We start from the raw sequence: 24851 nt of genomic DNA, 5'->3' as shown, positions 1-24851 counted from the left end.
CATTTTTATTTGTTTGGATCACTATTTTACTTATCTCTATACTGTAATTATTTTTTATAGAGAAGATCCATGATTTTGTTCAAATTCTTCTCTTGTCATTCCGTAGCAAATACCATCATGATAAGCACCTTTAGTGAAAATAATTTTTCTTAGTTGACCCTCTTTCATAAAACCTAATTTTTCATGAAGGCGTATGGATGGTTCATTAAAGGAGTATACTGTTGTATTTACTTTTTGATAAGCACGCTCTGAAAAGAAGAATCGTAGAACCATGAGAATCATTTCTTTTGCATATCCTTTACCCCTGTAAGGTTCGAATACAGCTAAATAATAATCAAAGATACCGTTTTTCAAATCACAATCAAATGTTTCAATCAACCCAACAATATTATTATCTCTATCTACTGCAACAAAACGGAATTCATCATCTTCTTCAGATTGTTCTTCTACCCATTCTGACATTTTATTAGCTGAGCGAGGAAAATGAATCGAATCCATATTTCGAAGAATTTCATCATCTAAAAATTCAAATATAATGATATCTTCTGGTTGTATCGCTCGTAATGTAAGATTTTGTCCTGTCCAATAACTAACTGTCATTTTTCTAATCCTCCAATGCACCAAAAAACGGTAATTATAATTGGTTATATAAACCATTATTTTTACGTTTAAAGTTTACATTTAGTTTCAGTAAATTTTATCTCTTTTATTATTTCTCAATGATTGTTCAAATAATATACACAAATGATAAATTCCCCCACTATAATTGCAATCAATTCTCGATGGTTGTGGGAGACAATGATGCTAAACAACTATGGGATTTTGGAATTAATCGTGAAATGACAAAAACAGCTACTCATTCAAGAGCTGTTTCTCTTTAATGTCTAAGTTTCAAGTTTGGATGATTCATGCATACTCCTTATGGATGTTTCATTATTTCAACGGTAGGACATGGCGGTGGATATAGATAAAAACTAATTCCTACAATCATCATTTTGTAACTCTTATGACATTAACTCATTATTACCGGAGGGCACGTCAATTCTTAAATTCCCTCGATGTTTAGATGCTAACTCTTTTATTAGTAATGCTGTTTCAAAATTTGGAGCTACAATAGGTCCTAATATTGATAATCCAAAACCAATAATCTTAGCCACTAATAGTCACTCAAATGAGTGGCTTTTTTCATGTATAAAATTACTTCTCCAATTTTCCTGTATAAATTAGAATACTTTTAGAAAACCCTTCTTTTTAAAATTATAACTGTCTATATTTTTGTCTAAACTGAAAGTACCAACTTCCAAAATAAAAACTTCTAAAAGTAGGGATGACAAATTGAAAAGAAAAATTATCTTAACCATATGCTTTACCATGATACTGTTTCTCGCTGGATGTTGGGATGTCTCTGAACCCCAAAGAATGTATTATGTCCATGGAGTCGGTGTAGATTTTAAAGATAATAAGTATGAAGTTTATATACAATTGATTAACTTTGCCGATGTTGCAAAATCTGAAACGCCCAGTCCTGAAACAACACCATCAGAGATTGGACATGCTAAAGGGAATACCATGGAAGAAGCTATTTATAATATATATCGCTCAGTTGACCAAGAAATATTTTGGGGGCATATGACCTATGCTATATTCACTGAAGAAGTTTTAAAAAGTGAACATGCTATCTCTGTTATAGATAGTTTTTTACGTTTTAGAGAAACAAGATATCAGATTTTTGCCCATTGTACAAAGGATTCATTAGAAGAGATTCTTCTGATAACACCTTTAGTAAATAAGCCACTTACAAGTTCAAAACTAAGTAGTCCATTAAATACAAAAGCTTTAGAAACATTTATTGAGCCTATCGATTTAAGAAGTTTAATTATTGGATTAAATGAACCCAGTCATGAAGTGGCTTTGTCATTAGTCTCAATCAACGAAAGTTGGGAGTCTAAAAATGAGAAGCCCGCAAAGGAAACTTCCGTAAATGGTAACTGCATCCTTTCAAAAGATGGATTTAAAGGAACGATGAAAGGTAACACTGCAAGAGGAACCCAATGGATGCTGACCAAAAAGAATAGAGGGGACATAACCATTCAAGTGGACGATAGCGAAAGAGATTACTTAACGTTAGATTTAGAAAAAATAGATCTTGATGTTAAACCAATTGTTAAAAACAATCAGGTGACATTTGAAATAGATATTAAATTCAACGCTACACTCAATGGTTTTAAAACTAAAGTAACTTCAGACGAGATAAGAAAAGGTATTATTAAGAAGGTTAAAGAAGAAATAAAGACAACATATGAAGAGGGATTGAAATTAGACGTTGATATTTACCGTTTATCCGAATACCTGTACCGAGACAAAGTAAAAGTATGGAAGAAAATAGAGAAAGACGGGAAAATACCCTTGACTAAAGAGTCAATAAGCAAAATAAATGTTTACGTAAATAAAGTAAATCCTGGTAGAAAAACATTTGAAGAAACAATTGTAGAGTAAAAAAATCCCAGGCTCAAAAATATTGAGTACCTGGGATTTTTGTTAATAAAGATATTTTAATCGGAATCATTCTCCTCTTCAATTTTACGAATTACACCTGTCTTTGCGTTTACTTCTACTTTGTAAATCTTATTTTGAGATGTCAGAATAAATATTTCATATACTAAAGTACCGTTTTCCATATCCATTCCATAATGTATGATTTGTCCAGGTACTCTTAGCACAGCAATCTGCATTGCTTGTTGCGGAGAAATTCTTTGATTATTTTAATCTATTATCATTTATGTCAATTAACTCAGATTGTCAACGATTTCTTGCTAAATCCTATGGTGAAACCCAATCCGGTAAAGTGATAGTTTGAAAGGAATGTCAGTACAAATACAAAGGCTCAAAACCTTGGCTAACAGGTTTAGGGCCTTTGTCTATGTTTATTAAAGTACAATTAAATTATGTTCTGACAACCCCTTGAATTTTACCTAAACTGTTTAAAATTCTAAGGGTTTGGGAATCAACTTTAAAAATTACCCTTTAACCCTTTGTATATTTGAACCATTTACATGTTCGATACATATTGTATCAATATATGATAGAAAGGGTGTACCGTGTGGAGAAAGAACATAAATATTTTAAAAAGATCAAGTTCAAATCAAATCCAAGTTGTCATTGTCATTGTTGTGGTTTTTGTTGCCCTTGTCGTTGCAAGCCACCATTTTTACCTGTGCCACCAAGTTGTAATTATCTCGTTTATGTTACAGACGCTGGACAGTTAGTAACTCCTGATAATAGGGTATCCGTAATTGATACAGCTACGAATACTATAGTCGCTACCATTCCAGTAGGGACTGGTCCTCTAGAAGTAGCGATTACACCAAATGGAGCATTTGGATATGTTACAGCTTTCTTATCGAATAATGTAACGGTTTTTGATACTGCTACTAATACGGTAGTCGCTACCATTCCGGTAGGAGTCAACCCACTTGGTGTTGCAGTTTCACCAAATGGTACACTTGCATATGTTGCAAATCATGGATCTAATACTGTGTCTGTTATAGATACAGCTACGAATACCGTGACGACTACTATTCCAGTAGGACTCCAGCCTCAGGGCGTAGCTTTCACGCCGAATAGTGCGTTAGCTTACGTTGCAAACGAAAACTCAAATTCAGTATCAGTTATAAATACTGCTACGAATACCGTTGTTGCTACTATCCCTGTAGGAATCCGCCCAAGATCAATTGTTTTCACACCAAGTGGGCAATTTGCTTATGTGACAAATGAAAATAGTAACACAGTATCTGTCATTAATGTTGTTACTAATACGGTAATTGCTACAATCCCTGTGGGAACAGGACCTGTGGGAACAGCCATTACCCCTGATGGAACACTTGTTTACATTGTCAATAAAGGTAGCAATACGGTATCTGTCATTAATACAGCTACTAATACGGTAATTGCTACAATCCCTGTAGGTTCATCCCCTGACCAAGTAACCATCTTACCGAACGGAACACTTGCATATGTTACAAATCAGGCGGATAATACTGTGTCTGTTATAGATATAGCTACAAATACAGTAATCGATACAATTCCTGGATTTAACGGTCCTACTGGTATAAAAACCGGAACAATCTGCTTATAAAAAGCCTTTTATACGAAGGATTTATTTCAAAGGACACCTGTTTTACTTGAATATAATGATTTTGGGATAGCTGACGTATTCATCTTCTAAAATAATTGCTACTATGCTATCCTAGCTTTACATATTAAAAACCCATACCTAGTTAGACAATACCTACATTCTCTTAATGGCCTGTTAGTCTTTCAATGTTTTTTATGAGCTAAGTAATAATGGCTTCAATTTCTTTCGCTATAATTACCCTAATGACTCGACCTCTATCTTGTACTTAGTTACTTCCCCAATGTTTTCATTCACATTTTATTATTGAAAGCTTGAATTCAAACTTGATACCGTAATTTAAAAAGTAAAGGTCTGCTTGAACCAGTATCATTACTTGTAGAATATCCCGAAAAATAATTTATATTTAATTGACAAACCATTTCCCCAGTCTTAACTAAAGATTTTTCAATTTGAATTTATTCCACGAAATTATTTTTTTAATTAAGCTACCCAACATCAATCTAATCTTAGCTATAACGTAAAGACTTTATTTAATGTATAAGTAACCTTCATTTGCACACATTATTATTAAGTGTATCGCACGCACTTTATATAGGCTGTGGCGTTAGTGGACCGCCATGGCTTTTTTCAATTCCACAACTTTTTTCACAACAATTTTTAAATCACTACATTTGATTACTTCCGATTACATACGTTTTATCTTATTGTAATGATTTTTACTGCGGGATAGCATCCTTTTGCATTACCCGGACTTATCGCACGCGTTATCCCTAATATCCCTCACACATTATTTAGTAGATTTATAAAAAAACCTATTTCCCAACAAACATACATTCGTATATAATTGTAAATATACTAACGAGTGGAGGGCAAATAATGAACGCAATCGATTTAATCCTTTTAAATTTCAACGAAGTGCGAAGACGTAGTATCAAGCTTTGGACGTCAATCCCACAAGAAAAATTAAATTGGCGACCAGATGATGAAGCTATGTCTTGTATTGAAATGATTAGACATGTTCTAGAAAGTGAATATTATTATCATCAGGCTATTAAAAATAAAGGGAGTATTCCTGTATTTGAATCTCCATTTGAAAAACTACCATTTAACACTGTTGAGGATGAATTAATTTTTGCAGGACCGTTTAGAGATGAATTTATAGAAACTATTAAATCATTTTCAGATGAAGATTTAAAAATTATTAAAATTGACCGTTCAGATGTTGGGTACATAAGAGACTTAGGAGATATGTTGCTAAGAATTGCCTATCATGAATCAGTTCATACAGGTCAATTACTCGATTATTTACGAACTGCAAAAGTTACAGTCCCTAATATTTGGGATTAATTTATCATTGGGTGTCTTCATTTATTTGAGACACCTTTCCTTTTTTCAAAATCCTCTAGCACCTCTTTACTACCTTTTTGTTTTAATGGGGCATGTACTTAGCGTTAATTTTTACGCCTTTATTCAATTTTGAGAAATATGAAACCTTTTTTTATTCCAACCGTAAAATTGTTAGAACCAAAACCTGAGGTGACGTAAAATGATTGTTGGATTTATTGTTTGTATAGTTCTTGCTTTAAGTATTATTTTTATGGGCTATCAAATCCATATAAAAAAGAAATTGTGGCTTATTGCAGGTTACCAAGAAGAGAGTTTTACTGGCGATAAAGATAAACTTTCTAAGCTATTTGGTATTTTCTCTTATATTGTAGGTATTGCAACTTTCCTATTGCCTTTTGGACTTGAGTATTTGGGTTCTATAAGCGGTATTATATATGCTGTTTGTATCTTTGTAGGTTCAGTAACCGTTATAGTATGGAAACAATTCATTAATAAACCAATTTAAAAGGGTCATATTCCTATTCGGTTCCTTGAGCTACTTGTCTCTGCACATTGTCTAAAGCTATCTCTCTGTAAGACATGCCTTCCACAATAAATGGTGGTTTCGCTTCTCTTCAAATGATTCAATACATTTAAGTTCCATCCTACTTTTATCTTTGGAATCCTTTAGCAATGCTGCCCCTACTCGGTATTGTGCTACCCAATTTTTGATAGGTTTGCTGTGCCCATATAAAGGCTTTTGAGAACTCGTTATGCATTCTTTTGAACTCTTTAATCGTTTGAGTGATGATGTAGAACATATCATTATATTCAATTGCCTTCGCTTGCTATAGATTGATAGTTTGTCATAGGTTTGCCATTTCTACGGTGTGATATAATACTTTTGAGAACCTTAAAGGACTAAACCAATTTGAGCTGTAACGTGTGACGACGCTGCAGCTTTTTTATGTTATCATTTACAAAATACATAAAGAGGTGATTCAACGAATATGTTTTTGGACATATTTCCGGGTTTATACCTTATTGGAAGGCTACTTTGTTTCATTCCACCTATATTATTACTACCTTTTGTAATTGGGGTTTGTTTGGAAATTTATAGAATTTCACTTAGAAAGGTATTACCAACTAAGGTTTATAAATTATTACTTGGCCCGATTGCCCTACTTGGATTTTTTATTTGGGCTATTCCGATGGACATGGGATTTTATGAGTTTTTTAGAGCGATATTATAATCGCTCTATTTTCGTTTTGTTCATTAGTTTGTTGAAGCGTTTGAAACGCTGAAGTTTTTTATATGCTATAATTTACATATATTACATAAATAGTGTAAATAATGGAAAATATAAAACTAGTTTGTAAGAGTTGTGGTAAGGTTTCTTTTATAGCTGGACAAGTTGGTGGTAATAATAGTCACGGTAATTTAAGACCAATAGGATCAATGATGGCATTTGAGTCACCATTCCTTATGACACTGCGAAGAGGAATCCAAATAGTATTTCTATGTTAAAAATAACCAATGGGTGAAATAATGGAATTTGTCAGGGAATATATTTATATTTTCCAGTTTTTATCTCTGTTTTTAATTTTTTTGATTCGGGATTATTTCAAATATGGTAATTGGGATTTGCTTAGTAACTTCTTCTTTTCTTTATGGGCTGTCATTATTTTTGCTTTCTTAGATTGGGCATGGGATAGCAAAAAATATGAAAAGAAATAACAAAATATTGAGTAATAGGAGGTATAAAATGCTTAGTAATTTACGTTTCTATACGCAAATTGTTTCAACAGTTTTAGTTATCGTCTTTGTTTTCATGAATTTTTTAGGGTATTGGACAGCAGACAGATTCGTTCAAATCATATTTTTCTTTGGTATGATATTTGCTGTTTTCAGTGTAGGTATTGAAACGGAAAAAAAACTAAAAAACAGAAGCTGATTGGAATATGCTAATCGGCTGTTTTACTGCACAGTATCTTCATATTTTGTAGTTGTTTGTTGTAGCGTGTGAAACGTTGCAGTTTTTTCTATGCTATAATTTCCATATACTACATAATGAGGTGAAATTTGGAAAATGAAAAATTAGTTTGTAAAACTTGTGGTAAGGATTCCTTTATAACTGGACAAGTTGGTGGTAATAGTAGTCACGCTAATATAAAACCAATAGATCAATGATGGCATTTGGGTCACCATTTCTTATGACTTTTTGTAAAAACTGTGGAGAGGTTGTTTCAATCAAAGTTGATAAACCTAATAAATTCAAATAATATTTCTATTTAGGGTCACTTCCACCCAAGTGATCCTAGATTTAGTTTTTTGGGAAAAATAAGTTTAATGTTTAATAGTCAATGTTCTATCACTCTTTCTAATGAACATTTTCTTTCTAGTGTTTAAAATGAATAATTTCAGTAATGATACACCTTGCTAAATTAGGGTAATCTGTATTAAATTTTTCTATTGCTTTTTCTTCATTGCTTGCTGTAACGAAAGCACAAAGAATAATCTTTGGAAAATTTGCAAAGTGAAAATTTAATTTCCATCCCAACTAAATCACTCCTACGATTTTCAGATTGTTCAGTAACTAAATTCTAATGATTGTCGTTTCCCTTCTTCCTTAATCACATTATATTTATGGTATAATCACACAAAAAGGGGTTTTATTTGAATAATGCTTGTAATATTATTTTTTATATTTGTAATTTGGTTTTTGTTTAAACTCATTAACTTGAAAGAAGAACAAAATAACATACTAGAGAAACGAAACAGCTTGCAGGATGAACAAAACGAAATTCTAAGGAATATATCCAACAAGTTAGATAAGTAGTATACATAGTTGGGAAATCCCATCTTTTTTCACTGAACAAAATCTTTCATATTGTACCCCCTTCTTTGTTTATTTGTTCTTTCCTCAAAAGTTTCAGTTAGTAAAAACATTTTAAGGTAAATTATATCGAATAGTAGCTGATACACCGTTTGCAAAAGAACCACCAGATGTTTTTATTTCTACCGACAGAAGAGTACAACTATTTACTGAGAAATTTGACGTTGTAGTTGCACAACAATTTGGTGAAGTAGATGTACTTGGTCCGGTAATAGTTACAAGAATACCCGTAGCTATTGGAGCAGTAAAACCACAATTGGTACTTAAATATATTTGTGCAGAGGCGATATCTCCAACAGTTAAATTATGATCTCTAATATTAAGAGTTAAACTTGTTATAACTGCATTTTGAGGGACTACAAATGTATTTTTGATGAAAGAAACTGAGGAACTCCCGATTCCAAGAAAATCATTGTTTGCAACTGATTGATCTGTGCTTAGGAAAACTTCCATTTGTCCTGGACCAGTGGAGCCGGTTACTCCTGCTATTCCTTGGAGACCTGTTGGACCTGTTGCCCCCATTATTCCTTGGAGACCTGTTGGACCTGTTGCCCCCGTTATTCCTTGGAGACCTGTTGGACCTGTTGCCCCCGTTATTCCTTGGAGACCTGTTGGACCTGTTGCCCCCGTTATTCCTTGGAGACCTGTTGGACCTGTTGCCCCTGCTATTCCTTGCAGACCTGTTGGACCTGTTGCCCCTGATATTCCTTGGAGACCTGTTGGACCTGTTGCTCCTGCTATTCCTTGGAGACCTGTTGCTCCTGTTGCTCCTGCTATTCCTTGGAGACCTGTTGCCCCTGCTATTCCTTGGAGACCTGTTGCCCCTGCTATTCCTTGGAGACCTGTTGGACCTGTTGCCCCTGTTGCTCCCGTTATTCCTTGGAGACCTGTTGCTCCTGTTACTCCTGCTATTCCTTGGAGACCTGTTGGACCTGTTGCTCCTGTTGCTCCTGTTGCTCCTGTTGCTCCAATTTTACCCTCTATTATTTGTAAGCCAGGTGAACCTATCTTTTCTACTAGTCCTTGGAAATCTGTCGAACCAGTTACTCCTGTTATTCCTTGATAGTCTATCTCCCCAGTTACACCTGTTTCTCCGTTTACCCCTCTTTGAAAACTAAATCTCATTAGATCACCTCCCCTTTTTTATAATATTGTTATTAGAAATAATGAAATAGACATAGCACTAGTGATTTGACTGAATGAAAATATAAATTTACCTTTATTGCTAATAAACGATTTGCTTGCTGAACATTTTCTTTCTAACATGCTACTCATATTGTTCTATAATGTTTTTAAGATTTACTTTATTGTGCTAATATTTACATAAATAAAAATATTAGGAGGCGACCTTTATGAATTCGCATGAAAACAAAGTAAAGGAATTTTTAAGCACCAATAATGTAAAAGCTGAACACTTTGTATTTAATCAATCTTGCCATTCCGTAAAAGAAGCCGCTGAAGCTGTTAATGGCTCGGAAGACGATTTTGTAAAGAACATTTGCATGATTGACTCAAATAATGATTTAATAGTGGCCATTGTAAAAGGAAACAGTAGAGCTAGTACAACCCGAGTTGCAAAATCATTAAATATAGAAAAGCCAAGACTTGCTAATGGAAATGAAATTATTGAACGCACAGGTTTCCCACCAGGTGGAGTTCCTTCTTTTGGTTTTCAAGCTAATTTTTTAGTTGATCCAAAAGTGACAAATATGGATTACATATATACTGGTGGTGGTTCCGAAAACTCATTAGTTAAAATTAATGTTCAGGACTTATTAAAAATCAATCAAGGCACTATTGCTAAAGTAAGTAAATAGTAACTCTTAACAACCGTAAAAAATGACGGTTGTTTTTGCATTTTAAGCTGCACATTTTCTTTCATTTCCGACAATGTATGAATCCAACAAAGTTTTCGATTACCTATTCTTCAAAATGTTCAGTATGGATTGAAAAATAGTCTTTTCCTGTGAAAAACCCTTTTTCTATTACTTCTTTAACTGTACCTTTAGATTTCACCATCTTCACTCTAAAGTACTGTTGTGTAATCTGATCACCAGTAGATTCATCTCTTTGCTCAACGAAAGTGTCTTATCCTACAAGCTCTGTATAAAAGTCAACGCATCTTCCCAAGAATTATGAAGTACATGGTTATAATTATTCATAGCGTATATGCTGTGCTATCTCCGTTTAATTGCAATAGAATTAATCACTTCTTGCCTCGCTTTAATAAGTTTTTTCATTTCATTTTTTAAAGTGAAGCATATGATACAATAATGGACTTATACAAAAGGAGGGATGGAAAATAAATAACAGTAAAAGTAATTCAAGTCAATCAAATGATTCTCTTGAGATTTATGCTGCCAAGTTGGCCTATGTCGGCTTAGTTATTACTACACTAGGAAATGGAATTCAAACAATAGCTGCTGGTCTAGCGTTAGAAGCGTTAAAAAAATCCAATACCTCAAATTCTCAAAATGATATGGAACAATCCATGAAGAAAGATAATATGCAAAAACAAATCAATTATCTTATTTACGAATTAAAACAAGTAAAAAAAATTATCAACTAAATATCTCTAATATTCGTAACACCTTACCTAACATATAAGAAATAATTACACATGGTCTAAATATCATTAATAACGCTTTAATATTAATTAGATAGAATTAATTACGTCTTGGCGTAATTGCGACTGGAGGCTTTATCTTCATTCAGTTTGGACACCCACTGAAAAGAAACCAAAACCGCATTCACCCCACCATCTGTAGAGGTGGGAGTCTTCTGTATCTGCCGCAATACTTTCGATATAAAATACATTTCCCTGAATGAAGATAAAAATGTAAAAAATACACTCTATAAAATAGACCGTTTGACCTTTTCCAAATAAACTCATCTGTTCTTTCTTAAATTCCATTTAAATCGAATTTCACAAAGCTAAAAACCAGTACAAACGTTCGTGATAGTGTTATAATAAACTTATCTTATATACAAAAGGAGTCTTGCCGTATGAGCCAAAGAGTTGCTTACTATGATGTTGCACCTGATGGTATGAAAATTATGATGGATATGGAAAAATACACAAAGAAGTCTACAATTAATCGAGTAACTAGGGAACTTATCAAAATAAGGGTCTCCCAAATCAATGGATGCGCGTTCTGCTTAGACTTGCATACATCCGATGCTCGTAAGATGGGTGAAACAGAACAGCGTATTTATTGTTTAACTGCTTGGAATGAATGTGCTTTTTATACTCCTGAGGAGAAAGTTGCTCTAGAATTATCTGAGCATATAACTTTAATTCCTACTAAAAGAGTTCCAGATGAACTATATAAGCGTGTATGTGAATACTATGACGACAAACAGTATGTTGACCTTGTTCTAATCATTAATCAGATCAACAATTGGAATAGAATTTCTATTGCAATGGGGAATACAGTAACTGAAAAATAATAACGCTTAAACGAATATCTCACGGTGTTCGTTTTTTCCCTCCTTCGTTTCAAATTTCTTTCGACTAATCCTCATAGCCTCCACGCTTTTTTATCATCATGTGGTTTCAAACCAAATTTGTTCTTTTTTACAAAGTTGATTTTGATCTACAAAGTAATACTTACCTTCTGTTCTAGCCAAATAAACCGGCTTTTTTACGACACAATCTCTTTCAAATATTCGCTTATCGCCCTCAGAAATTTTGGGAGTAAAGCCTTTGTTTTACTTTCTTTTATTTTTTCTAAATTTTTCGTTACCACGTTTAAAATTACCCGTAATTTTAGCTAATAATAACTGTATTGCTGTTATATTATCTTCAACTTCTTTGATCCTTGTGATAAGACGCTCGGCTTCCCTATCCTTTACAATTTTAATTTGTTTCCCTTTGTAATGTATGACAACAGTTCCTTTTTTCGTTATTTCATAATTAAACGGTTCTTTGCTTAATCTGTTTCGTTTATCTATTTTGCTCACTACACCATCCCCTTCATTCTTTTAGTTTCAAACATTCCCCTTATATTGTTCATTAGTTTTCTGTAGCGTGTTACGATGCTACGGCTTTTTTATTAATTTATTTCACAGGCAATTCACTATACATATATAGCTATCACGACATATTAATAGTAATGTAAAGCTAATTTAACCTTACACCTCCGAATCTTGTTACTGAGGGTCACTTCTATCCCAAGTGACCCTTTTATAGTTTCTTTACTCAAAAGTACCCTATAGGATTGACTTTGGTCTAGAAACACCATGGCTAATTATAAGTATTGAAAAAATAATATTTATATATCTTCACTCCACCTTCCTAATTGTCCAAACATCCGTATTCGATATGAATAAAATATTATATAGAATAGGAGGTGAATATAAAATGGCATCATTTGAAATTGGAGCGAGAAGTCTTTTCAACTTTCGAAACGAACGCTTTTTCCTATTAGTTGAAGATGAAATTACAATTCCAGATAAAGGTGTGGAGATTGATCCAGTGAATATCTATGAGATTGACCAACAAACTTTCAATTTTATCAGAGATGAAGGAGATACGCCTATAGTTGTACCACGCTTTAATCTTCCTCCTGTACCACCTGGATTTAAATTAGAACGAAAATGTATTTTCACAGTCGATAATTCATACTTTGTCATCTATGATTTAGAAAATGGCACTGATAACAATGTTTTATTAAGAATCAGTGCAGCTTTATTTAACTCATTAAGAAATTCTGGTGTTCGTGAATGTGTTCCTCAAGATTTCATTAATTAATAAAAAATCCAACCTTCAGTAAAATTATTATCATCATATTTACAGTAATGTTCAGCAAGATTTCTCCTTCCTTGCTGAACATTTTCTTTTAATTGAATGTCTAAAATCGCATTACTTTTCTTCTATGACAGTCTATTTTCAGATTCCTCTTGCTGAATATGAATGAGTTATTTAGTTAATCAGTTAAAGCCACCGTATCAAAAAAATAGCAGAAATATAAGTAATCATTAACAAACGAGCAGGTTAATGTTACCATCGCCGTTCATTGGAACACCTTATAGCTATTTGTCATAAGTTATAGAAATGCTTTTCTACTTAGGACAAAGGAGCATACAACATATGAATAGATTTGTGTACTATGGCTACCCGCCCCCCTACTCCTCATTTCCACCCCCTCCACATTATCAGAATGAAGATGTACAGCACTGGGAAGCTATGAGAATGCCGAAAAATGTTATGTACATGACAACTGTTGATCCCAAATTTATCGAGAATTTGATTCAACATAAAGGGCTAATGATGGTCATCACAACAACTGTCGGCAAATTGATAGGTACCCTAGATAATGTTTTCATTAATCATGTAACTCTTGTCGTTAATGGAAATTTTCATCATATTAGATTATGTGAAATCGTTTATTTTGAAAAAGCAGAAGAGAAATAAATATACATATGAGCCCGATTTCATCATAAAAATAATGTCGTTAAAAGAAATGGTCCTCGATGACCTGCTATGAAACTAAATGTAATAGTTTTATTGCCACCATGTATGAGATAATGAAAGCAAAAGAATACGATCAAGATGCTGAAAGAGTGATCCTATTGAAACCTTCAAACTCACAATCCCGAAACATGCGAATAGTTTATTTAATAACGATTATAATCACTATTTTTTTAGGACTTGCCTCTAGAAAATGGAGTCTTTCCCTCTCACCCTTTGTAGCTCAAAACGCTGGAGACGTCCTATGGGCTATAATGGTCTATTTGGGATTTCGATTTTTGCTAGTACAGAAGAGCACTCTCACAGCTATTTTGCTCAGTTTTTTGTTTAGTTTCAGCATTGAATTTAGTCAGCTATATCAGGAAAATTGGATCAATCAGATTCGTGCAACAACGCTTGGGGCTTTAATACTTGGTAAAGGTTTTCTTATAGAGGATTTAATTCGATATACAGTAGGGATACTAATCGCTGCTGTGTTAGATAAGGTTTCACTTAAATTCACACTTCGCAGTTATTAACTCAATAACCAAAGAACTAAAAATTGGCTGGAATGAACCACTATTGAATTCATTTCAGCCAATTAGCTACCTACGTGATTCGCTTAATTGAACAACCTCGAATAGCTTTAATAGATACTATATATTTGATCGATAGTAAGCGAGTAATCTTTATTAAGATTTTCTCTGTTTTCATCGATGATTTTACCTTCATACAATGATTTCCCTGTACGTAAATCTCCGATAAATAACGAATAACCGTCAGAAATACGATTCACTAAATAAAGTTTACTACCTGTAAGCTGTAAAAAAGGTTCTTCTTCATTATTAGCCTTAGTTGGATAGTTAAAGTGTAAAGGCTCTCCCCATTGTTTCTTTTTAATATTATAACGATTCAACTCTAAACCGTTGGCTGAATGAACAGGAATGAATACCTCTCCTCCATGAAGAATCATCGAGTTCATCGCCGATTTTAATTTGTCAGCAATATCTATTTCTTCCACTTCATTATTGAGGTTGTTGTGAAGGTTCGCTTGGCTAGAAATAATTTCAGACTCAGCAACTTCACTTTTATTTTTATATTTATCTACCTTGTATAAGTAATAATGCTCATTTTGAATTTTATTGGAATCATTATATATGCGGATGCTGGACATGCCTGGCTCTGATTTTGCAATGATTGAATCATCTTCTAATTCCTTTTTGTTTTCATTTACCGTATATACGTGTAATTCCTCTTCATCGTTATAGAGATAGCTCGTTACTAGTATCTTTATTTCCCCATTTTTCACAAAGACATCATTCACCTGTATCCAGCTAATATTTGCTTGGGTTGGGGTAGTAATTTCAAATGATGTACTATCGTTTGTCTGCTTGTCAAGAATATCGATTTGAAGTGTTAACACTTGTCTATTTTTAACCGAAAAATCTGTGTAAATCAAACAAGCATCATCTTCAAAGTAGTTACTCGGGTCAAATACTTTTCCGCGCATGAACTTGCGATAATCTTGAATATATTTTTCAAACTCCATAGGTACAGGATCAGCTATTAAATCTTCAATAATAAACCGGCTTCTCGGATTAGTTGAACCATCCTTTGATATGTATAACGGATGATAAATATCACCATTCTTATAGCTTGCCTGAAGCACAAGATTTTCAATTTCTTCCTTATTTCCACTAGTCGTTTTAAATTTAAAGGTTACATCGTTTTTAGAAGACATTGCTCCTTGGATATAGAAAGTACTAATTGTTGCCACGATTACTAAGCTAATTACGATCGTTCTCCAATATTTTTTCATTGTCATTCCCTCCCATTAGACCATTATTTTATGTTTAAGCAAGTGATTCGCGATCCAAATGGTACTACCTAAAACAATGAAGCTTGTTACAATCCCCATTAATATGATTTCAAGTGGATAAAAATAGCGTGGGTAAAAACCATTCAATAATAAAGGTGCAAAAAAGACACCTAATGAAAGCACTCCATAAACGATTGCAAAGAAAATACCCTTTAAACGGTAACTCCGCTCAAATAATATAGCCGTGAATAGTACTGCTACGAAGATTAGCCCAATTCCATAAATCAGGATAAATTCAGTAAATGTGTTAGGATACAGTAAGACAAATATATCTATATTACTAATCCCATAACTATATGTTCGGAAATCTGCTGGTACAATACTATTTACAATTTGTATTTCGATTAGTACTAATAATCGTTGTAAGGTAATTAGACCAAGAAGCAAAAGCATAATTGCCGTCAGTTTAGCGAAATAAATAGTAATTCTTTCAGTTGGCAACATCAATAATCTGTAAATGAAAGAGTTTTTTCCGAGCCAATCTCGATACCAAATTAAAAAAACATAAATTATTAACATAGCGATACCAATATAAATTGACATCAAAAACCATTCAGAATAAACAAAACGTTGGACAGAAAAAGTTCCATATTGCTCAATAAATCGGCTCACTGATAGTTGATTTTTATCCATCACCTTTTCAGCTAGATCCATATATCCTTTTGAGACTCTAATTACTCCAATTAACTGACAGACTATTGTCAACCCTATTAGAATTAAATACAATTTGAAAAATCGGCTTATTTCAAAGTTTACAAGCTTTAAATAATTTTTCATCCTCGATACACCTCCCGCATTACATCAACAACTGATTTTCCTTCATTCTCACGCACTTCCTCCACGCTAAATTCCATTATTACTTCACCATTATCAATAAGTACGGCTTTATCAATTAAGTGTTCAATATCACTGATTTCATGGGTTGTGAGAATCACACCACGTTCTTCAATTAAATGGCTTGTAAACACTTCGGCAATCTGTTCCCGTGAGAACATATCAATACCAGAGAATGGTTCATCCATCAGTAAGTAATCCACATCTAGCGCTAAGCCTAACAGCATATTGACTTTAGCCGTACTCCCCTTTGATAAATTAGCAATTTTTTCAGTTGGGTCTAGTTTAAAAAATTGCAACAGCTCCTCCGCCCTTTGTGGGTTCCAACTTTTATAAAAATCCGCCATGAACGTAAAAGCCTCATCAATCCTCATTTGTGGCAGCGTCGCGATTGTATCCGGAATAAAAGTTATTTTTTCAAAACTGTCCTTCCGAATTTTTTCCCCATCTATTAAAATTTCACCGCTATTAATCGGTGTGAGTGCCATAATAGCCTTCATGATTGTCGTCTTTCCTACTCCATTTATCCCAATTAAGCAAGTAATTTCACCCTTTTTAGCAGTAAAGGAAATATCTTTTAACACTTGTTTCCTGCCGTATTTTTTATGGACATTTTTCACTTCGATCATATTGATTCCTCCGTTTCCCCACTTTCAGCCACATACTTTTTCTCAACTAGTTTCAACACTTCAGATAACGGCACATTGATGGCTTTTATAGAACCTAAAAATAAGTCAACGGCTTCGATAATTAATTCTTCACGGACATTTTTAAGGACCCCTTCATCTTTCGTAATACAGCTTGGCATATTTCCCTCAGTAAAAATCAATCCTTGTTCCTCCATTTCCTTATAAGCCCTTTGTGCAGTATTTGGGTTAATCTTCAGCTGATTAGCTAGTTCCCTTCTTGAAGGAACTTCCTGACCAGGTTCAAAGAATCCCTTGGCAATTTGCTCTTTAAAATGCCGGATAACCTGTACATAAACCGGATCTCGATTATTAAACTTTACAGTCAATTAATTCAACTCCTTGCAATAATATGTCGTGTATTAATCACTTAATACACAATACGCAAAATGAGAGGCAATGCATTGGTTCAACTATGCACTAAATCATATAACTTTAGCACCGAACTATCTGTATTAATCACCTAATACACCATCTCAAAAACGTATTAAGCCCATAATACACTTCGAATGTATTATAGGCTTAATACACGTTTTATGTCAACCAAAATTATGGGAATTATTAAATAAAATTTACAATGTCTTCTTTAAAACTGAATTTTTAGAGAAAAATCCTATCATGCTTGTCCTTTGTTCGATGTGCCATGAATGCTCAACTTGATGATAAAACTAGAGTAACCTATCAGAAAGGAAAGCGTCTAATTCAAAAATAGGAGGAATCGCTTTGAAAAAAATAATATTAGTATGTATGATAATCCTTATTTTAGCTAGTTGCGGCACAGCAAATGGTACCAAAAACAAACGAAGCTCTGCTACTATGGAAGGATATATAACAGCAGCAGAAGATGGTAGATACTTAGTTGTCAGTAATGAGCCGATCTATTTAAATAATTCGAATCCACAGTTTGTGAATGCATTATGGGTTTCCACAACCAAGAAATTAGCCGTGGGTGACTATGTAAAAGTATGGGCTAGGGCAATTAATGAATCTTATCCAGGTCAAACAAGTACAGATAAAATTGAAATTGTACCATCAAACTTAAATAGTACACTATCTACAAATGAGGTCCTCTCTAAAGTAGCAGAAAATCTTGAGTACACCCCAATTTTCACCAATATAAAGTTTGATGCTAAAAAGAACATATGGACCCTGCATTATAAAATTGATATTGCAGGTAATGATACACTTGTCGGGATGGTTATTCAGGATCAAAAGCCTATCGCGCTTGGACAACCCATCTATGAACAACCTCCTCAACTAGCATTTGCAATAAACGAAGAAGAACAACTCTCCTTATACCTCCAGCAATATAGTTGGACATACACTGACATTAAAACAGGAGAAAAAAAGCAAAAAGAACACGAAACACCTCTGTCGAATATACAAGCATCCTTTAATGAAGCTATTCCCCTTCAGAAACCAGAAAAAGTAAAACTGATGACTAATGACTTGGATATACTTCACAGTGAAATTGTGTTTTTGGATGAGCAAATGAACAAGGTTGAAAAGATTATAAATGAAGATGGCACATATCCAATAGGCACGTATTATATGCATGTAAAAGTTCAGTTCGAACAAGGAACAGCGACTTATATGGATACAATTCAATTTAAGTAATTCTCATTACATTTTAAAGCGGCTGGACATAACTTCGATTTTTATGAAAAATATCGAAAATGGATAATAAATTTTTACTTCATTAAGTTAAGAGTTTCTTCATGAATCAAAAAAATGTTAGACCAATTGTATCTTGGTCTAACATTTTTTTGTTTTTACCCCAGTCTCATTCGATTCAAAAATATTCATCATGTATCAAGACTTCTGCCCCCGTCATTTTCCCAACGATCAATATCATCCCAACCTTCAGATGTACCTCCTCCCCTAGAAAGGGAGCCATTTTGTGCTTTGGAAATCCTTGCTGACATGTAAGCATCATCCTTTTATAACATTTTATTTATTCTATGTTATGTAAGATGTTTTAGTTCATTTAAAATTTCATCACCCATTACACAGGGTAATTAAGCTTTAGTCAGAAATTATCATCACATTTTCAGCTACATACTTCTGATCACCTGTCATGGACGTTTCAATTAAATCAAAGGTGACTTTTTGCTTCTGACGAAGGTATCTAAAATCATCAGGAAATCGATCTTTATCCACAAGAATAGAACTAAAATGAACAAAAACATGTACTCCTTCTTTGCCTTCAAGAAGAATCCGTCCATAGCCCTCCTCTTCTTTATACCATTCTACAATCCCCTCTCGTTTCAAATTAGCACACTTCCTTCTTGTTTATTTTCAGAATAGCTCATAAGGTTTTAGACCTTCCATCTACCCATAATCAAAGTATGATAATATTTGCCATCAGAAAGGCGTTTATCATTTTTTAAAATACCTTCTACAGTAAAGCCAAGTTTTTCATAGAGTCTCCTTGCTTTGTCATTTGTCTCTAAAACTTGTAAGGCTATTTTTTTTATATTGTTGGCATCTGCCCAATCGATCGATACTTGTAAAAGGTTCTTACCGATGCCATAGCCCCAAAATTCCTTTATTACCCCTACACCAAATTCCACTTTATGCGCCAATCTTTTTAATGCTGATCCCTCGCATCTTGAAAATCCGATAATCCGGTTATCGACAACAGCTACTAAACATATATTGCTTGGGCTTTCTGTATCTTTACGAATCATCTGCTCAAATCCAGATTTATCGATAAAAGCTTCACCCTGCTCGCGATCAAAATTTTCCGTTTCTCCATCTAATTGTAATCTTAGGTCTGATAATGCTTGTGCATCTGGGATAGTAGCGGATCTAATCATGTAACGAAGACCATTTATATAAAATTCCTGTTGTTTGATAAGCATCATTGAATCCTCACTTTTATCAGTTTTTAAAGTTCATTAGCTGGGTAGTGACAAACCGTTGTTGTCAAATCGATTCGTGACGCTTTTTAATTTGATGGCCATTTTATGATTTAAATAATAATTTCGTATTCCATAATTTTAGCAGTATTCTGAGCAACTTCAGATCCTAGTAATCTTTTCACAATATGAAATGACATATTGATACCTGCTGAAATTCCACCAGATGTGATTATATTGCCTTCATCTACAAATTTAACTTCCCGTTGTACTTCGACATGTGGAAATTCTATCTTTAACCTTTCAAGACTTGCCCAATGAGTCGTCGCCATTTTACCATTAAGTAAACCAGCCTTTGCTAATAGTAAAGCACCCGTACATACAGAGGTCATGAGTTGCACCGTTTTCATTTGATTTGTAATCCAGTTTATTACATTATCATTATACATTTCTCGTTCTCTTGCACCTAGACCACCAGGTAAAATTAAAATATCAAATTTAGGAACATTATCAAAACTGTAATCAGGCTGTATCTTTAACCCATTAGTAGCAATTACTAAGTTCCCTTTCTCTGATACTGTTTCTACGACAAATGGCTGCTGATCATTTTCTATTTCTGTGACAGAAAAGACTTCAAATGGCCCAGCAAAATCTAAAACCTCTACATCATCAAATAAAAAAATCCCTACTCTCCACTGTCTTTTATTCATATGCAATTCCCCTTTTTTAATTTTTATCTTAGTTTATTTTACAGAAAAATTGCGCTAATTCTGTTCGATAAATGAATCCCATGATGTTTTTTGAATTTCATTATCCTCTAATTAATAAAGCTCCAACCTAGCTTGTCAAACATACAATCCCCCCATTTGAATGGTAATGCTGGTTAAAAAATCCCCACTTGGCTGGAATTTCTCAAGCATCAATATTTTCAAGCACTTTTTTCTACCTCAAATAAGAGACTTGGCTACTAACAATGACTAATGGAAACTTCCTTTGTTTTAAGCTTCCGACTTTAACCTACTAATTGTACAGAAATCTTTCATTTATTGAAAGAAAATTATGAAAAACGAAAGCAATCTAACATTGTGTTAATGTTAAGCTGCTTTCGCTAAGTATGTAAAAAACCATCTAATACACCTTCCTTATTAGATGGTAAATGATTCATTTAATATAGTTTAAGGTATGTTTGACAGCCTGAACAGACTTGCTGAATGCCTGATGCTCCTCTTCGTTTAAGTGTAATTCAATAACACTTTCTATCCCATTCCCACCAAGAACAACTGGTACACCAATACAAGCATCGGTTACATGGTATTCACCCTGTAAATAAGCGATAACGGGCATCACTTTTCGTTTATCCTTGATGATGGCTTCTATCATTTGGACAATTGATGCTGCTGGCGCGTAATAGGCACTACCATTGCCAAGAAGCTCCACAATTTCGCCGCCACCTTTCCGTGTCCGTTCCACTAATTGTTGGATTTGTGCTTTTGGCAGCATTTTTTCGAGCGGGATTCCACCGACATACGTATAGCGCACAAGTGGCACCATCTCATCTCCATGCCCTCCCAAAACAAAGCTCGACACGTCCTCTACTGCTAGCTGAAGTGCCTCTGCAATAAATGTATTAAAGCGAGCTGTATCTAAAATGCCTGATTGCCCCATAACACGATTCTTGGAAAAGCCAGTTGTTTCTAGACAAACATAGGTCATGGCATCGACAGGGTTACTCAGCACAATGACATAGCTGTTTGGGGCAAAGCGCTTTACATTTTCGCTTACAGAACGAATAATCGAAGCATTTGTTGTAATCAAATCCTCTCGAGTCATTCCAGGTTTTCTAGCAATACCTGCTGTTATGACAACAATATCTGCATGGGCAATTTCCTCATATTGTGCTGTACCTGCAATATGCACATTAAACTTTTCTATTGGGCCTGTTTGTAAAATATCTAGCGCCTTCCCCTTAGCTGGTTTTTCTAAATCTGGAATATCGACTAGAGTGATATCTCCGATTTCTTTTTGAGCAACCATTAAAGCTACAGTGGCACCTGTATGACCAGCACCAACAATGGCGATCTTTGGCCTTTTAAATACCATTATCATCACTCCTTCAGTGATGCATTATGATATAGATACAGAATCTATTTTATTTTTCACTTTGAACATCTGTAGAAGAATTTTGGGCATTTTCTTTTACTTGAGCTTTACTGCGGGAGGATGTTTTCTGTACTCTTTCCACGTTTTTTTCTACTTTTGGTTTTGCTTGGGGATGATCAATGATTGTTGTAAAAACATCGTCTGCTGCCCTTGGAATCACATGTGCACTTAACAATGTGCCAACGCGAGCAACTGCTGCTTTTCCTGCTTCAACAGCTGCCTGCACAGCTCCAACATCTCCCTCAACAATAACAGTCACAATCCCACCATCTATTAATTCATGTTTGACTAATTGGACATTCGAGGCCTTTAGCATTGCGTCTGCTGCCTCAATAGAGCCGACCATACCATATGTTTCAATCATACCAATCGCTTCCTTCATTGCTTTCACCTCACGATCCCTCTGTTGCATCAATTATGCCTACAATAATGGCATCAATCGGACAAATTGTTTCTTTTGAAAAGCTTCGAACAGCAGCACTGCCCATCGTTAAAATCACATCATCACCAACACCCGCGCCAATTCGATCTGCCGCAACGATTTGCTCATCTCCAAGTTGTCCATCCGTTTTTTTGGGTTGAATAATAAGTAATTTCAATCCCTGAAGCCCTTCTTCTTTACGTGTTGCCCAAATATTCCCTACGACTGTACCTATACGCATGCATCATCATCCTTCATCTTTATACTGTATAGTAATCCCTAAAGTTACCACCGCTTCCATAGCGAGTGCAGTGAATCTCGTAAATTGAGGAACGATAATTGTTTGTCCCTGAAAGGCTAATAAATCCTTTTCAGTAATTATTCTTTCATTAATTTCATTTGCCTGCACGATAGTTGCTTTTTGGGAGGAATTATACGTAAGCTCTTCCATATTTTCTTTCACTAAAGTACCTGTTGCTCCGGATTTTAGGAAGCCAGCATTTGCTTCATCTGTATCAATATGCATCTCTAAACGATAGCGCTCTGAAACTCGTATTTTCACATGATGAAATGTCACAGGTCGGATACCTTGCGTTTTAATGGAAACATACTCTCCATCAAAAACGTTTAACCCGTTTGCTTCCTCTGGTGACATATGGATGTGTGCCTGGGCAATAATAACACCCTCATGTAAATATAAACTACCTTTCGGGCCAACTAACGTGCAGCTTGCTGATCCTGCAATATTGCCTGATTCTCTTATTGGTGGCTGAATGCCTAATGCAATAGCATCTGTATGGCTAACTTCAACCTGTGTTAAAGAACGAGCAGGGCCTAAAACACGGACCTTTGAAATACTGCCCTTTGGACCAACAACCATTAATGTTTCATTAGCTGCGAACTGCCCTGGTTGGGACAGCATCTTTTTTGCTGTTAATTGCTCTCCCTTCCCAAAGAGATGCTCTACATGCTCCTGTTTCAAATGGATATGTCTCGCTGAAATACCGATAGGAATGTCGTATTGTGTAATCGGCGCTTCCTGCTTTGTTTGCAGTAATTCAGCAATGACCTCATTCACAATTTGCTCTATTGCTTGTTGATTCATCATTCCACCTCACTTCTAAGTCAAAGGTAAAATCGCTTCTAACTCTGCATGTGGGCGTGGAATCACATGAACAGACAACAGTTCTCCTACTCGCTGTGCGGCTGCTGCCCCTGCATCAGTTGCTGCTTTTACTGCTCCTACATCTCCACGTACAAGGACTGTGACAATCCCCCCACCTACATGTACCTTACCAATGATATTGACATTTGCAGCCTTTACCATAGCATCTGCCGCCTCAATGGAGCCGACTAGCCCTTTTGTTTCAATCATTCCTAATGCACCAAAATTATTCATCCTTCAATTCCCCCTACGTTTTTAAAATGCTTCAGCATCTTCTGGTAATGTTTGTCCACCATCAATAATAATGGATTGTCCTGTAATAAAACCTGCTTCTTTGCTGCTGAGGAATAGTGCTGCATAGGCAATATCCTCAACACTGCCCAATCCACCGAATGGAATAGCCTTTGCCATCTTCTGCAAATATTCCTCTCCAAGACCATCTAATCCTTCTGTTGCAATATTGCCTGGAAGAACTGCATTAACGGTAATATTATAGTGTGCTAATTCAAGTGCTGCAGTCCGCATAAAACCAAGCTGTGCTGCTTTGCTTGCTGCATAGTGTGTCCACCCTGCATATCCTGTTACTGGACCTGTAATGGAGGAAGTAATAATGACTCTTCCATAATCCGCATTCTTTAAATAAGGAACACATGCTTTCACAGCAAACATTGTTCCTCTCGCGTTAACATTCAACACATGGTCCCATTGGTCTGTGCTCATATCCTCTAGCTTGACAGATGGAAAAATACCAGCATTTGAGCATAAAATATCGATGGCCCCATATTTACTAGCAACCTCTTGTGCCATGTTTTTCACAGATTCATAGCTTTCTACATCAACGGCTGCCCCAGAAGCAGAGTAGCCCAACATTTGTAGCTCAGTTGCTAATTTTGTCGCATGCTCTAAGCCTCTTGCAGCAATAACGACATGAGCACCCTGCTTAGCAAACACTGTCGCAATGCCTTTACCAATTCCTTTACTTCCGCCAGTAACAATAACAACCTTACCAGATAAATCTACTTTCAAATCCATCTC

General features: G+C 34.8%; 32 protein-coding genes and 1 pseudogene. 13 read left to right on the top strand and 20 right to left on the bottom strand.

Translation table 11 applies throughout. From position 1 onward, the window contains the following. Positions 1–54: 54 nt before the first annotated feature. Both AC2CGN_RS06420 and AC2CGN_RS06415 read right to left on the bottom strand, forming a co-directional pair. Positions 55–600 carry a GNAT family N-acetyltransferase gene (locus AC2CGN_RS06420; RefSeq protein WP_429981445.1) on the bottom strand — a complete coding sequence of 182 codons (546 nt, stop codon included), beginning with the start codon at positions 598–600 and terminating at the stop codon, positions 55–57. Positions 601–1004: 404 nt separating this feature from the next. Next, the gene (locus tag AC2CGN_RS06415) at positions 1005–1157 is read right to left on the bottom strand and encodes a GNAT family N-acetyltransferase (RefSeq protein WP_484512757.1); all 153 of its coding nucleotides are present in this window, start codon (positions 1155–1157) and stop codon (positions 1005–1007) included. A 178-nt stretch (positions 1158–1335) separates the two neighbouring features. On the opposite strand from AC2CGN_RS06415, the gene AC2CGN_RS06410 reads away from it, so the two are divergent. Then, on the top strand, positions 1336–2496 hold the full coding sequence (locus tag AC2CGN_RS06410; protein WP_429981443.1) for a Ger(x)C family spore germination protein: 1161 nt from the start codon (positions 1336–1338) through the stop codon (positions 2494–2496). 56 nt (positions 2497–2552) lie between these two features. Here AC2CGN_RS06410 and AC2CGN_RS06405 read toward each other — a convergent pair whose 3' ends face one another. Then, positions 2553–2750, bottom strand: coding sequence for a PepSY domain-containing protein (locus tag AC2CGN_RS06405; RefSeq protein WP_484513179.1), 198 nt, complete (start codon positions 2748–2750; stop codon positions 2553–2555). A 437-nt stretch (positions 2751–3187) separates the two neighbouring features. On the opposite strand from AC2CGN_RS06405, the pseudogene AC2CGN_RS06400 reads away from it, so the two are divergent. The 5 genes and pseudogenes from AC2CGN_RS06400 to AC2CGN_RS06380 all read left to right on the top strand — a co-directional run. Next, positions 3188–4135, top strand: a pseudogene (locus tag AC2CGN_RS06400) (beta-propeller fold lactonase family protein); the annotation flags it as partial. A gap of 876 nt (positions 4136–5011) precedes the next feature. Continuing rightward, a complete protein-coding gene (locus tag AC2CGN_RS06395; RefSeq protein ID WP_429981442.1) occupies positions 5012–5482 on the top strand; it encodes a DinB family protein in 471 nt (156 codons plus the stop codon). Between the two features lie 199 nt (positions 5483–5681). After that, positions 5682–5987 (top strand): DUF3784 domain-containing protein, encoded by a 306-nt coding sequence (locus AC2CGN_RS06390; RefSeq protein WP_429985115.1) that lies wholly within the window; start codon positions 5682–5684, stop codon positions 5985–5987. Positions 5988–6998: 1011 nt separating this feature from the next. Then, the gene (locus AC2CGN_RS06385; protein WP_429987096.1) at positions 6999–7199 is read left to right on the top strand and encodes an RNA polymerase subunit sigma; all 201 of its coding nucleotides are present in this window, start codon (positions 6999–7001) and stop codon (positions 7197–7199) included. A gap of 28 nt (positions 7200–7227) precedes the next feature. Further along, entirely contained in the window at positions 7228–7416 is a 189-nt protein-coding gene (locus AC2CGN_RS06380; RefSeq protein WP_484512754.1) for a hypothetical protein, read from the top strand. A gap of 444 nt (positions 7417–7860) precedes the next feature. Here the strand turns inward: AC2CGN_RS06380 and AC2CGN_RS06375 are convergent, their stop codons facing one another. Then, positions 7861–8022 carry a hypothetical protein gene (locus tag AC2CGN_RS06375; protein WP_429985112.1) on the bottom strand — a complete coding sequence of 54 codons (162 nt, stop codon included), beginning with the start codon at positions 8020–8022 and terminating at the stop codon, positions 7861–7863. 390 nt (positions 8023–8412) lie between these two features. After that, complete coding sequence (locus tag AC2CGN_RS06370; protein ID WP_484512752.1) at positions 8413–9483, bottom strand: collagen-like domain-containing protein; 1071 nt, start codon at positions 9481–9483, stop codon at positions 8413–8415. Between the two features lie 227 nt (positions 9484–9710). Between AC2CGN_RS06370 and AC2CGN_RS06365 the strand changes: the two genes are divergently transcribed. Both AC2CGN_RS06365 and AC2CGN_RS06360 read left to right on the top strand, forming a co-directional pair. Continuing rightward, positions 9711–10175: an aminoacyl-tRNA deacylase gene (locus tag AC2CGN_RS06365; protein WP_429981437.1), complete on the top strand. Its 465-nt coding sequence runs from the start codon at positions 9711–9713 to the stop codon at positions 10173–10175. Between the two features lie 548 nt (positions 10176–10723). Further along, the gene (locus tag AC2CGN_RS06360) at positions 10724–10927 is read left to right on the top strand and encodes a translation initiation factor 2 (protein ID WP_429981435.1); all 204 of its coding nucleotides are present in this window, start codon (positions 10724–10726) and stop codon (positions 10925–10927) included. A 138-nt stretch (positions 10928–11065) separates the two neighbouring features. On the opposite strand, the gene AC2CGN_RS06355 is transcribed toward AC2CGN_RS06360, so the two are convergent. Further along, on the bottom strand, positions 11066–11272 hold the full coding sequence (locus AC2CGN_RS06355) for a hypothetical protein (protein WP_484512749.1): 207 nt from the start codon (positions 11270–11272) through the stop codon (positions 11066–11068). A gap of 92 nt (positions 11273–11364) precedes the next feature. Between AC2CGN_RS06355 and AC2CGN_RS06350 the strand changes: the two genes are divergently transcribed. Then, positions 11365–11808 (top strand): carboxymuconolactone decarboxylase family protein, encoded by a 444-nt coding sequence (locus AC2CGN_RS06350; RefSeq protein ID WP_429987094.1) that lies wholly within the window; start codon positions 11365–11367, stop codon positions 11806–11808. Positions 11809–12069: 261 nt separating this feature from the next. Here the strand turns inward: AC2CGN_RS06350 and AC2CGN_RS06345 are convergent, their stop codons facing one another. Further along, entirely contained in the window at positions 12070–12321 is a 252-nt protein-coding gene (locus AC2CGN_RS06345) for a hypothetical protein (protein ID WP_429981433.1), read from the bottom strand. A 400-nt stretch (positions 12322–12721) separates the two neighbouring features. Between AC2CGN_RS06345 and AC2CGN_RS06340 the strand changes: the two genes are divergently transcribed. The 3 genes from AC2CGN_RS06340 to AC2CGN_RS06330 all read left to right on the top strand — a co-directional run bounded on the left by AC2CGN_RS06340 (position 12722) and on the right by AC2CGN_RS06330 (position 14349). Continuing rightward, on the top strand, positions 12722–13111 hold the full coding sequence (locus AC2CGN_RS06340; RefSeq protein WP_286923001.1) for a spore coat protein: 390 nt from the start codon (positions 12722–12724) through the stop codon (positions 13109–13111). A gap of 441 nt (positions 13112–13552) precedes the next feature. After that, positions 13553–13774 carry a DUF2642 domain-containing protein gene (locus AC2CGN_RS06335; RefSeq protein WP_484512747.1) on the top strand — a complete coding sequence of 74 codons (222 nt, stop codon included), beginning with the start codon at positions 13553–13555 and terminating at the stop codon, positions 13772–13774. A 59-nt stretch (positions 13775–13833) separates the two neighbouring features. Further along, positions 13834–14349, top strand: a complete 516-nt coding sequence (locus AC2CGN_RS06330; RefSeq protein ID WP_484512745.1) for a ribosomal maturation YjgA family protein — start codon at positions 13834–13836, stop codon at positions 14347–14349. A gap of 107 nt (positions 14350–14456) precedes the next feature. Here the strand turns inward: AC2CGN_RS06330 and AC2CGN_RS06325 are convergent, their stop codons facing one another. The 4 genes from AC2CGN_RS06325 to AC2CGN_RS06310 are packed head-to-tail and all read right to left on the bottom strand — an operon-like array spanning position 14457 to position 17538. Then, positions 14457–15629: a hypothetical protein gene (locus AC2CGN_RS06325; protein WP_484512744.1), complete on the bottom strand. Its 1173-nt coding sequence runs from the start codon at positions 15627–15629 to the stop codon at positions 14457–14459. A 15-nt stretch (positions 15630–15644) separates the two neighbouring features. Beyond that, on the bottom strand, positions 15645–16466 hold the full coding sequence (locus AC2CGN_RS06320; RefSeq protein ID WP_429987090.1) for a hypothetical protein: 822 nt from the start codon (positions 16464–16466) through the stop codon (positions 15645–15647). Beyond that, the gene (locus tag AC2CGN_RS06315; RefSeq protein ID WP_429985104.1) at positions 16463–17152 is read right to left on the bottom strand and encodes an ABC transporter ATP-binding protein; all 690 of its coding nucleotides are present in this window, start codon (positions 17150–17152) and stop codon (positions 16463–16465) included. Before AC2CGN_RS06315 ends, AC2CGN_RS06320 begins: the two co-directional genes overlap by 4 nt. Beyond that, positions 17149–17538 carry a GntR family transcriptional regulator gene (locus AC2CGN_RS06310; RefSeq protein ID WP_429985103.1) on the bottom strand — a complete coding sequence of 130 codons (390 nt, stop codon included), beginning with the start codon at positions 17536–17538 and terminating at the stop codon, positions 17149–17151. The genes AC2CGN_RS06315 and AC2CGN_RS06310 overlap by 4 nt, the downstream gene beginning before the upstream one ends. A 394-nt stretch (positions 17539–17932) precedes the next feature. Between AC2CGN_RS06310 and AC2CGN_RS06305 the strand changes: the two genes are divergently transcribed. After that, entirely contained in the window at positions 17933–18826 is an 894-nt protein-coding gene (locus tag AC2CGN_RS06305; protein ID WP_484512741.1) for a DUF3221 domain-containing protein, read from the top strand. A gap of 408 nt (positions 18827–19234) precedes the next feature. Here AC2CGN_RS06305 and AC2CGN_RS06300 read toward each other — a convergent pair whose 3' ends face one another. The 9 genes from AC2CGN_RS06300 to fabG all read right to left on the bottom strand — a co-directional run bounded on the left by AC2CGN_RS06300 (position 19235) and on the right by fabG (position 24842). Further along, positions 19235–19480, bottom strand: coding sequence for a cold-shock protein (locus AC2CGN_RS06300; protein ID WP_484512739.1), 246 nt, complete (start codon positions 19478–19480; stop codon positions 19235–19237). Positions 19481–19527: 47 nt separating this feature from the next. Then, positions 19528–20073 carry a GNAT family N-acetyltransferase gene (locus AC2CGN_RS06295; protein ID WP_429987087.1) on the bottom strand — a complete coding sequence of 182 codons (546 nt, stop codon included), beginning with the start codon at positions 20071–20073 and terminating at the stop codon, positions 19528–19530. A 110-nt stretch (positions 20074–20183) separates the two neighbouring features. Further along, positions 20184–20780 carry a DJ-1/PfpI family protein gene (locus tag AC2CGN_RS06290; protein WP_429981426.1) on the bottom strand — a complete coding sequence of 199 codons (597 nt, stop codon included), beginning with the start codon at positions 20778–20780 and terminating at the stop codon, positions 20184–20186. 451 nt (positions 20781–21231) lie between these two features. After that, the gene (gene mdh / locus AC2CGN_RS06285) at positions 21232–22170 is read right to left on the bottom strand and encodes a malate dehydrogenase (RefSeq protein WP_484512737.1); all 939 of its coding nucleotides are present in this window, start codon (positions 22168–22170) and stop codon (positions 21232–21234) included. Positions 22171–22219: 49 nt separating this feature from the next. Then, the gene (locus tag AC2CGN_RS06280) at positions 22220–22612 is read right to left on the bottom strand and encodes a BMC domain-containing protein (RefSeq protein WP_484513177.1); all 393 of its coding nucleotides are present in this window, start codon (positions 22610–22612) and stop codon (positions 22220–22222) included. 10 nt (positions 22613–22622) lie between these two features. Further along, on the bottom strand, positions 22623–22892 hold the full coding sequence (locus AC2CGN_RS06275) for a EutN/CcmL family microcompartment protein (RefSeq protein ID WP_054771700.1): 270 nt from the start codon (positions 22890–22892) through the stop codon (positions 22623–22625). A 6-nt stretch (positions 22893–22898) separates the two neighbouring features. After that, positions 22899–23756, bottom strand: coding sequence for a phosphate propanoyltransferase (locus AC2CGN_RS06270; protein ID WP_484512735.1), 858 nt, complete (start codon positions 23754–23756; stop codon positions 22899–22901). 15 nt (positions 23757–23771) lie between these two features. Then, positions 23772–24050: a BMC domain-containing protein gene (locus AC2CGN_RS06265; protein WP_054771699.1), complete on the bottom strand. Its 279-nt coding sequence runs from the start codon at positions 24048–24050 to the stop codon at positions 23772–23774. A 21-nt stretch (positions 24051–24071) separates the two neighbouring features. Beyond that, on the bottom strand, positions 24072–24842 hold the full coding sequence (fabG, locus tag AC2CGN_RS06260) for a 3-oxoacyl-ACP reductase FabG (RefSeq protein ID WP_429981423.1): 771 nt from the start codon (positions 24840–24842) through the stop codon (positions 24072–24074). Positions 24843–24851 lie beyond the last annotated feature (9 nt).

The organism is Lysinibacillus sp. DFXJR4 (assembly GCF_057196045.1).
Note: the sequence above shows the minus strand (reverse complement) of the source record. Positions and strands in the feature narration are given on the sequence as shown.

Coding starts and splice junctions, on each gene's coding strand:
- AC2CGN_RS06420 (WP_429981445.1), bottom strand. CDS start 600: ATGACAGTTAGTTATTGGACAGGACAAAATCTTACATTACGAGCGATA.
- AC2CGN_RS06395 (WP_429981442.1), top strand. CDS start 5,012: ATGAACGCAATCGATTTAATCCTTTTAAATTTCAACGAAGTGCGAAGA.
- AC2CGN_RS06390 (WP_429985115.1), top strand. CDS start 5,682: ATGATTGTTGGATTTATTGTTTGTATAGTTCTTGCTTTAAGTATTATT.
- AC2CGN_RS06385 (WP_429987096.1), top strand. CDS start 6,999: ATGGGTGAAATAATGGAATTTGTCAGGGAATATATTTATATTTTCCAG.
- AC2CGN_RS06380 (WP_484512754.1), top strand. CDS start 7,228: ATGCTTAGTAATTTACGTTTCTATACGCAAATTGTTTCAACAGTTTTA.
- AC2CGN_RS06370 (WP_484512752.1), bottom strand. CDS start 9,483: ATGAGATTTAGTTTTCAAAGAGGGGTAAACGGAGAAACAGGTGTAACT.
- AC2CGN_RS06365 (WP_429981437.1), top strand. CDS start 9,711: ATGAATTCGCATGAAAACAAAGTAAAGGAATTTTTAAGCACCAATAAT.
- AC2CGN_RS06355 (WP_484512749.1), bottom strand. CDS start 11,272: ATGGAATTTAAGAAAGAACAGATGAGTTTATTTGGAAAAGGTCAAACG.
- AC2CGN_RS06350 (WP_429987094.1), top strand. CDS start 11,365: ATGAGCCAAAGAGTTGCTTACTATGATGTTGCACCTGATGGTATGAAA.
- AC2CGN_RS06340 (WP_286923001.1), top strand. CDS start 12,722: ATGGCATCATTTGAAATTGGAGCGAGAAGTCTTTTCAACTTTCGAAAC.
- AC2CGN_RS06335 (WP_484512747.1), top strand. CDS start 13,553: ATGCCGAAAAATGTTATGTACATGACAACTGTTGATCCCAAATTTATC.
- AC2CGN_RS06330 (WP_484512745.1), top strand. CDS start 13,834: ATGACCTGCTATGAAACTAAATGTAATAGTTTTATTGCCACCATGTAT.
- AC2CGN_RS06325 (WP_484512744.1), bottom strand. CDS start 15,629: ATGAAAAAATATTGGAGAACGATCGTAATTAGCTTAGTAATCGTGGCA.
- AC2CGN_RS06320 (WP_429987090.1), bottom strand. CDS start 16,466: ATGAAAAATTATTTAAAGCTTGTAAACTTTGAAATAAGCCGATTTTTC.
- AC2CGN_RS06315 (WP_429985104.1), bottom strand. CDS start 17,152: ATGATCGAAGTGAAAAATGTCCATAAAAAATACGGCAGGAAACAAGTG.
- AC2CGN_RS06295 (WP_429987087.1), bottom strand. CDS start 20,073: ATGCTTATCAAACAACAGGAATTTTATATAAATGGTCTTCGTTACATG.
- AC2CGN_RS06290 (WP_429981426.1), bottom strand. CDS start 20,780: ATGAATAAAAGACAGTGGAGAGTAGGGATTTTTTTATTTGATGATGTA.
- mdh (WP_484512737.1), bottom strand. CDS start 22,170: ATGGTATTTAAAAGGCCAAAGATCGCCATTGTTGGTGCTGGTCATACA.
- AC2CGN_RS06280 (WP_484513177.1), bottom strand. CDS start 22,612: ATGAAGGAAGCGATTGGTATGATTGAAACATATGGTATGGTCGGCTCT.
- AC2CGN_RS06275 (WP_054771700.1), bottom strand. CDS start 22,892: ATGCGTATAGGTACAGTCGTAGGGAATATTTGGGCAACACGTAAAGAA.
- AC2CGN_RS06270 (WP_484512735.1), bottom strand. CDS start 23,756: ATGAATCAACAAGCAATAGAGCAAATTGTGAATGAGGTCATTGCTGAA.
- AC2CGN_RS06265 (WP_054771699.1), bottom strand. CDS start 24,050: ATGAATAATTTTGGTGCATTAGGAATGATTGAAACAAAAGGGCTAGTC.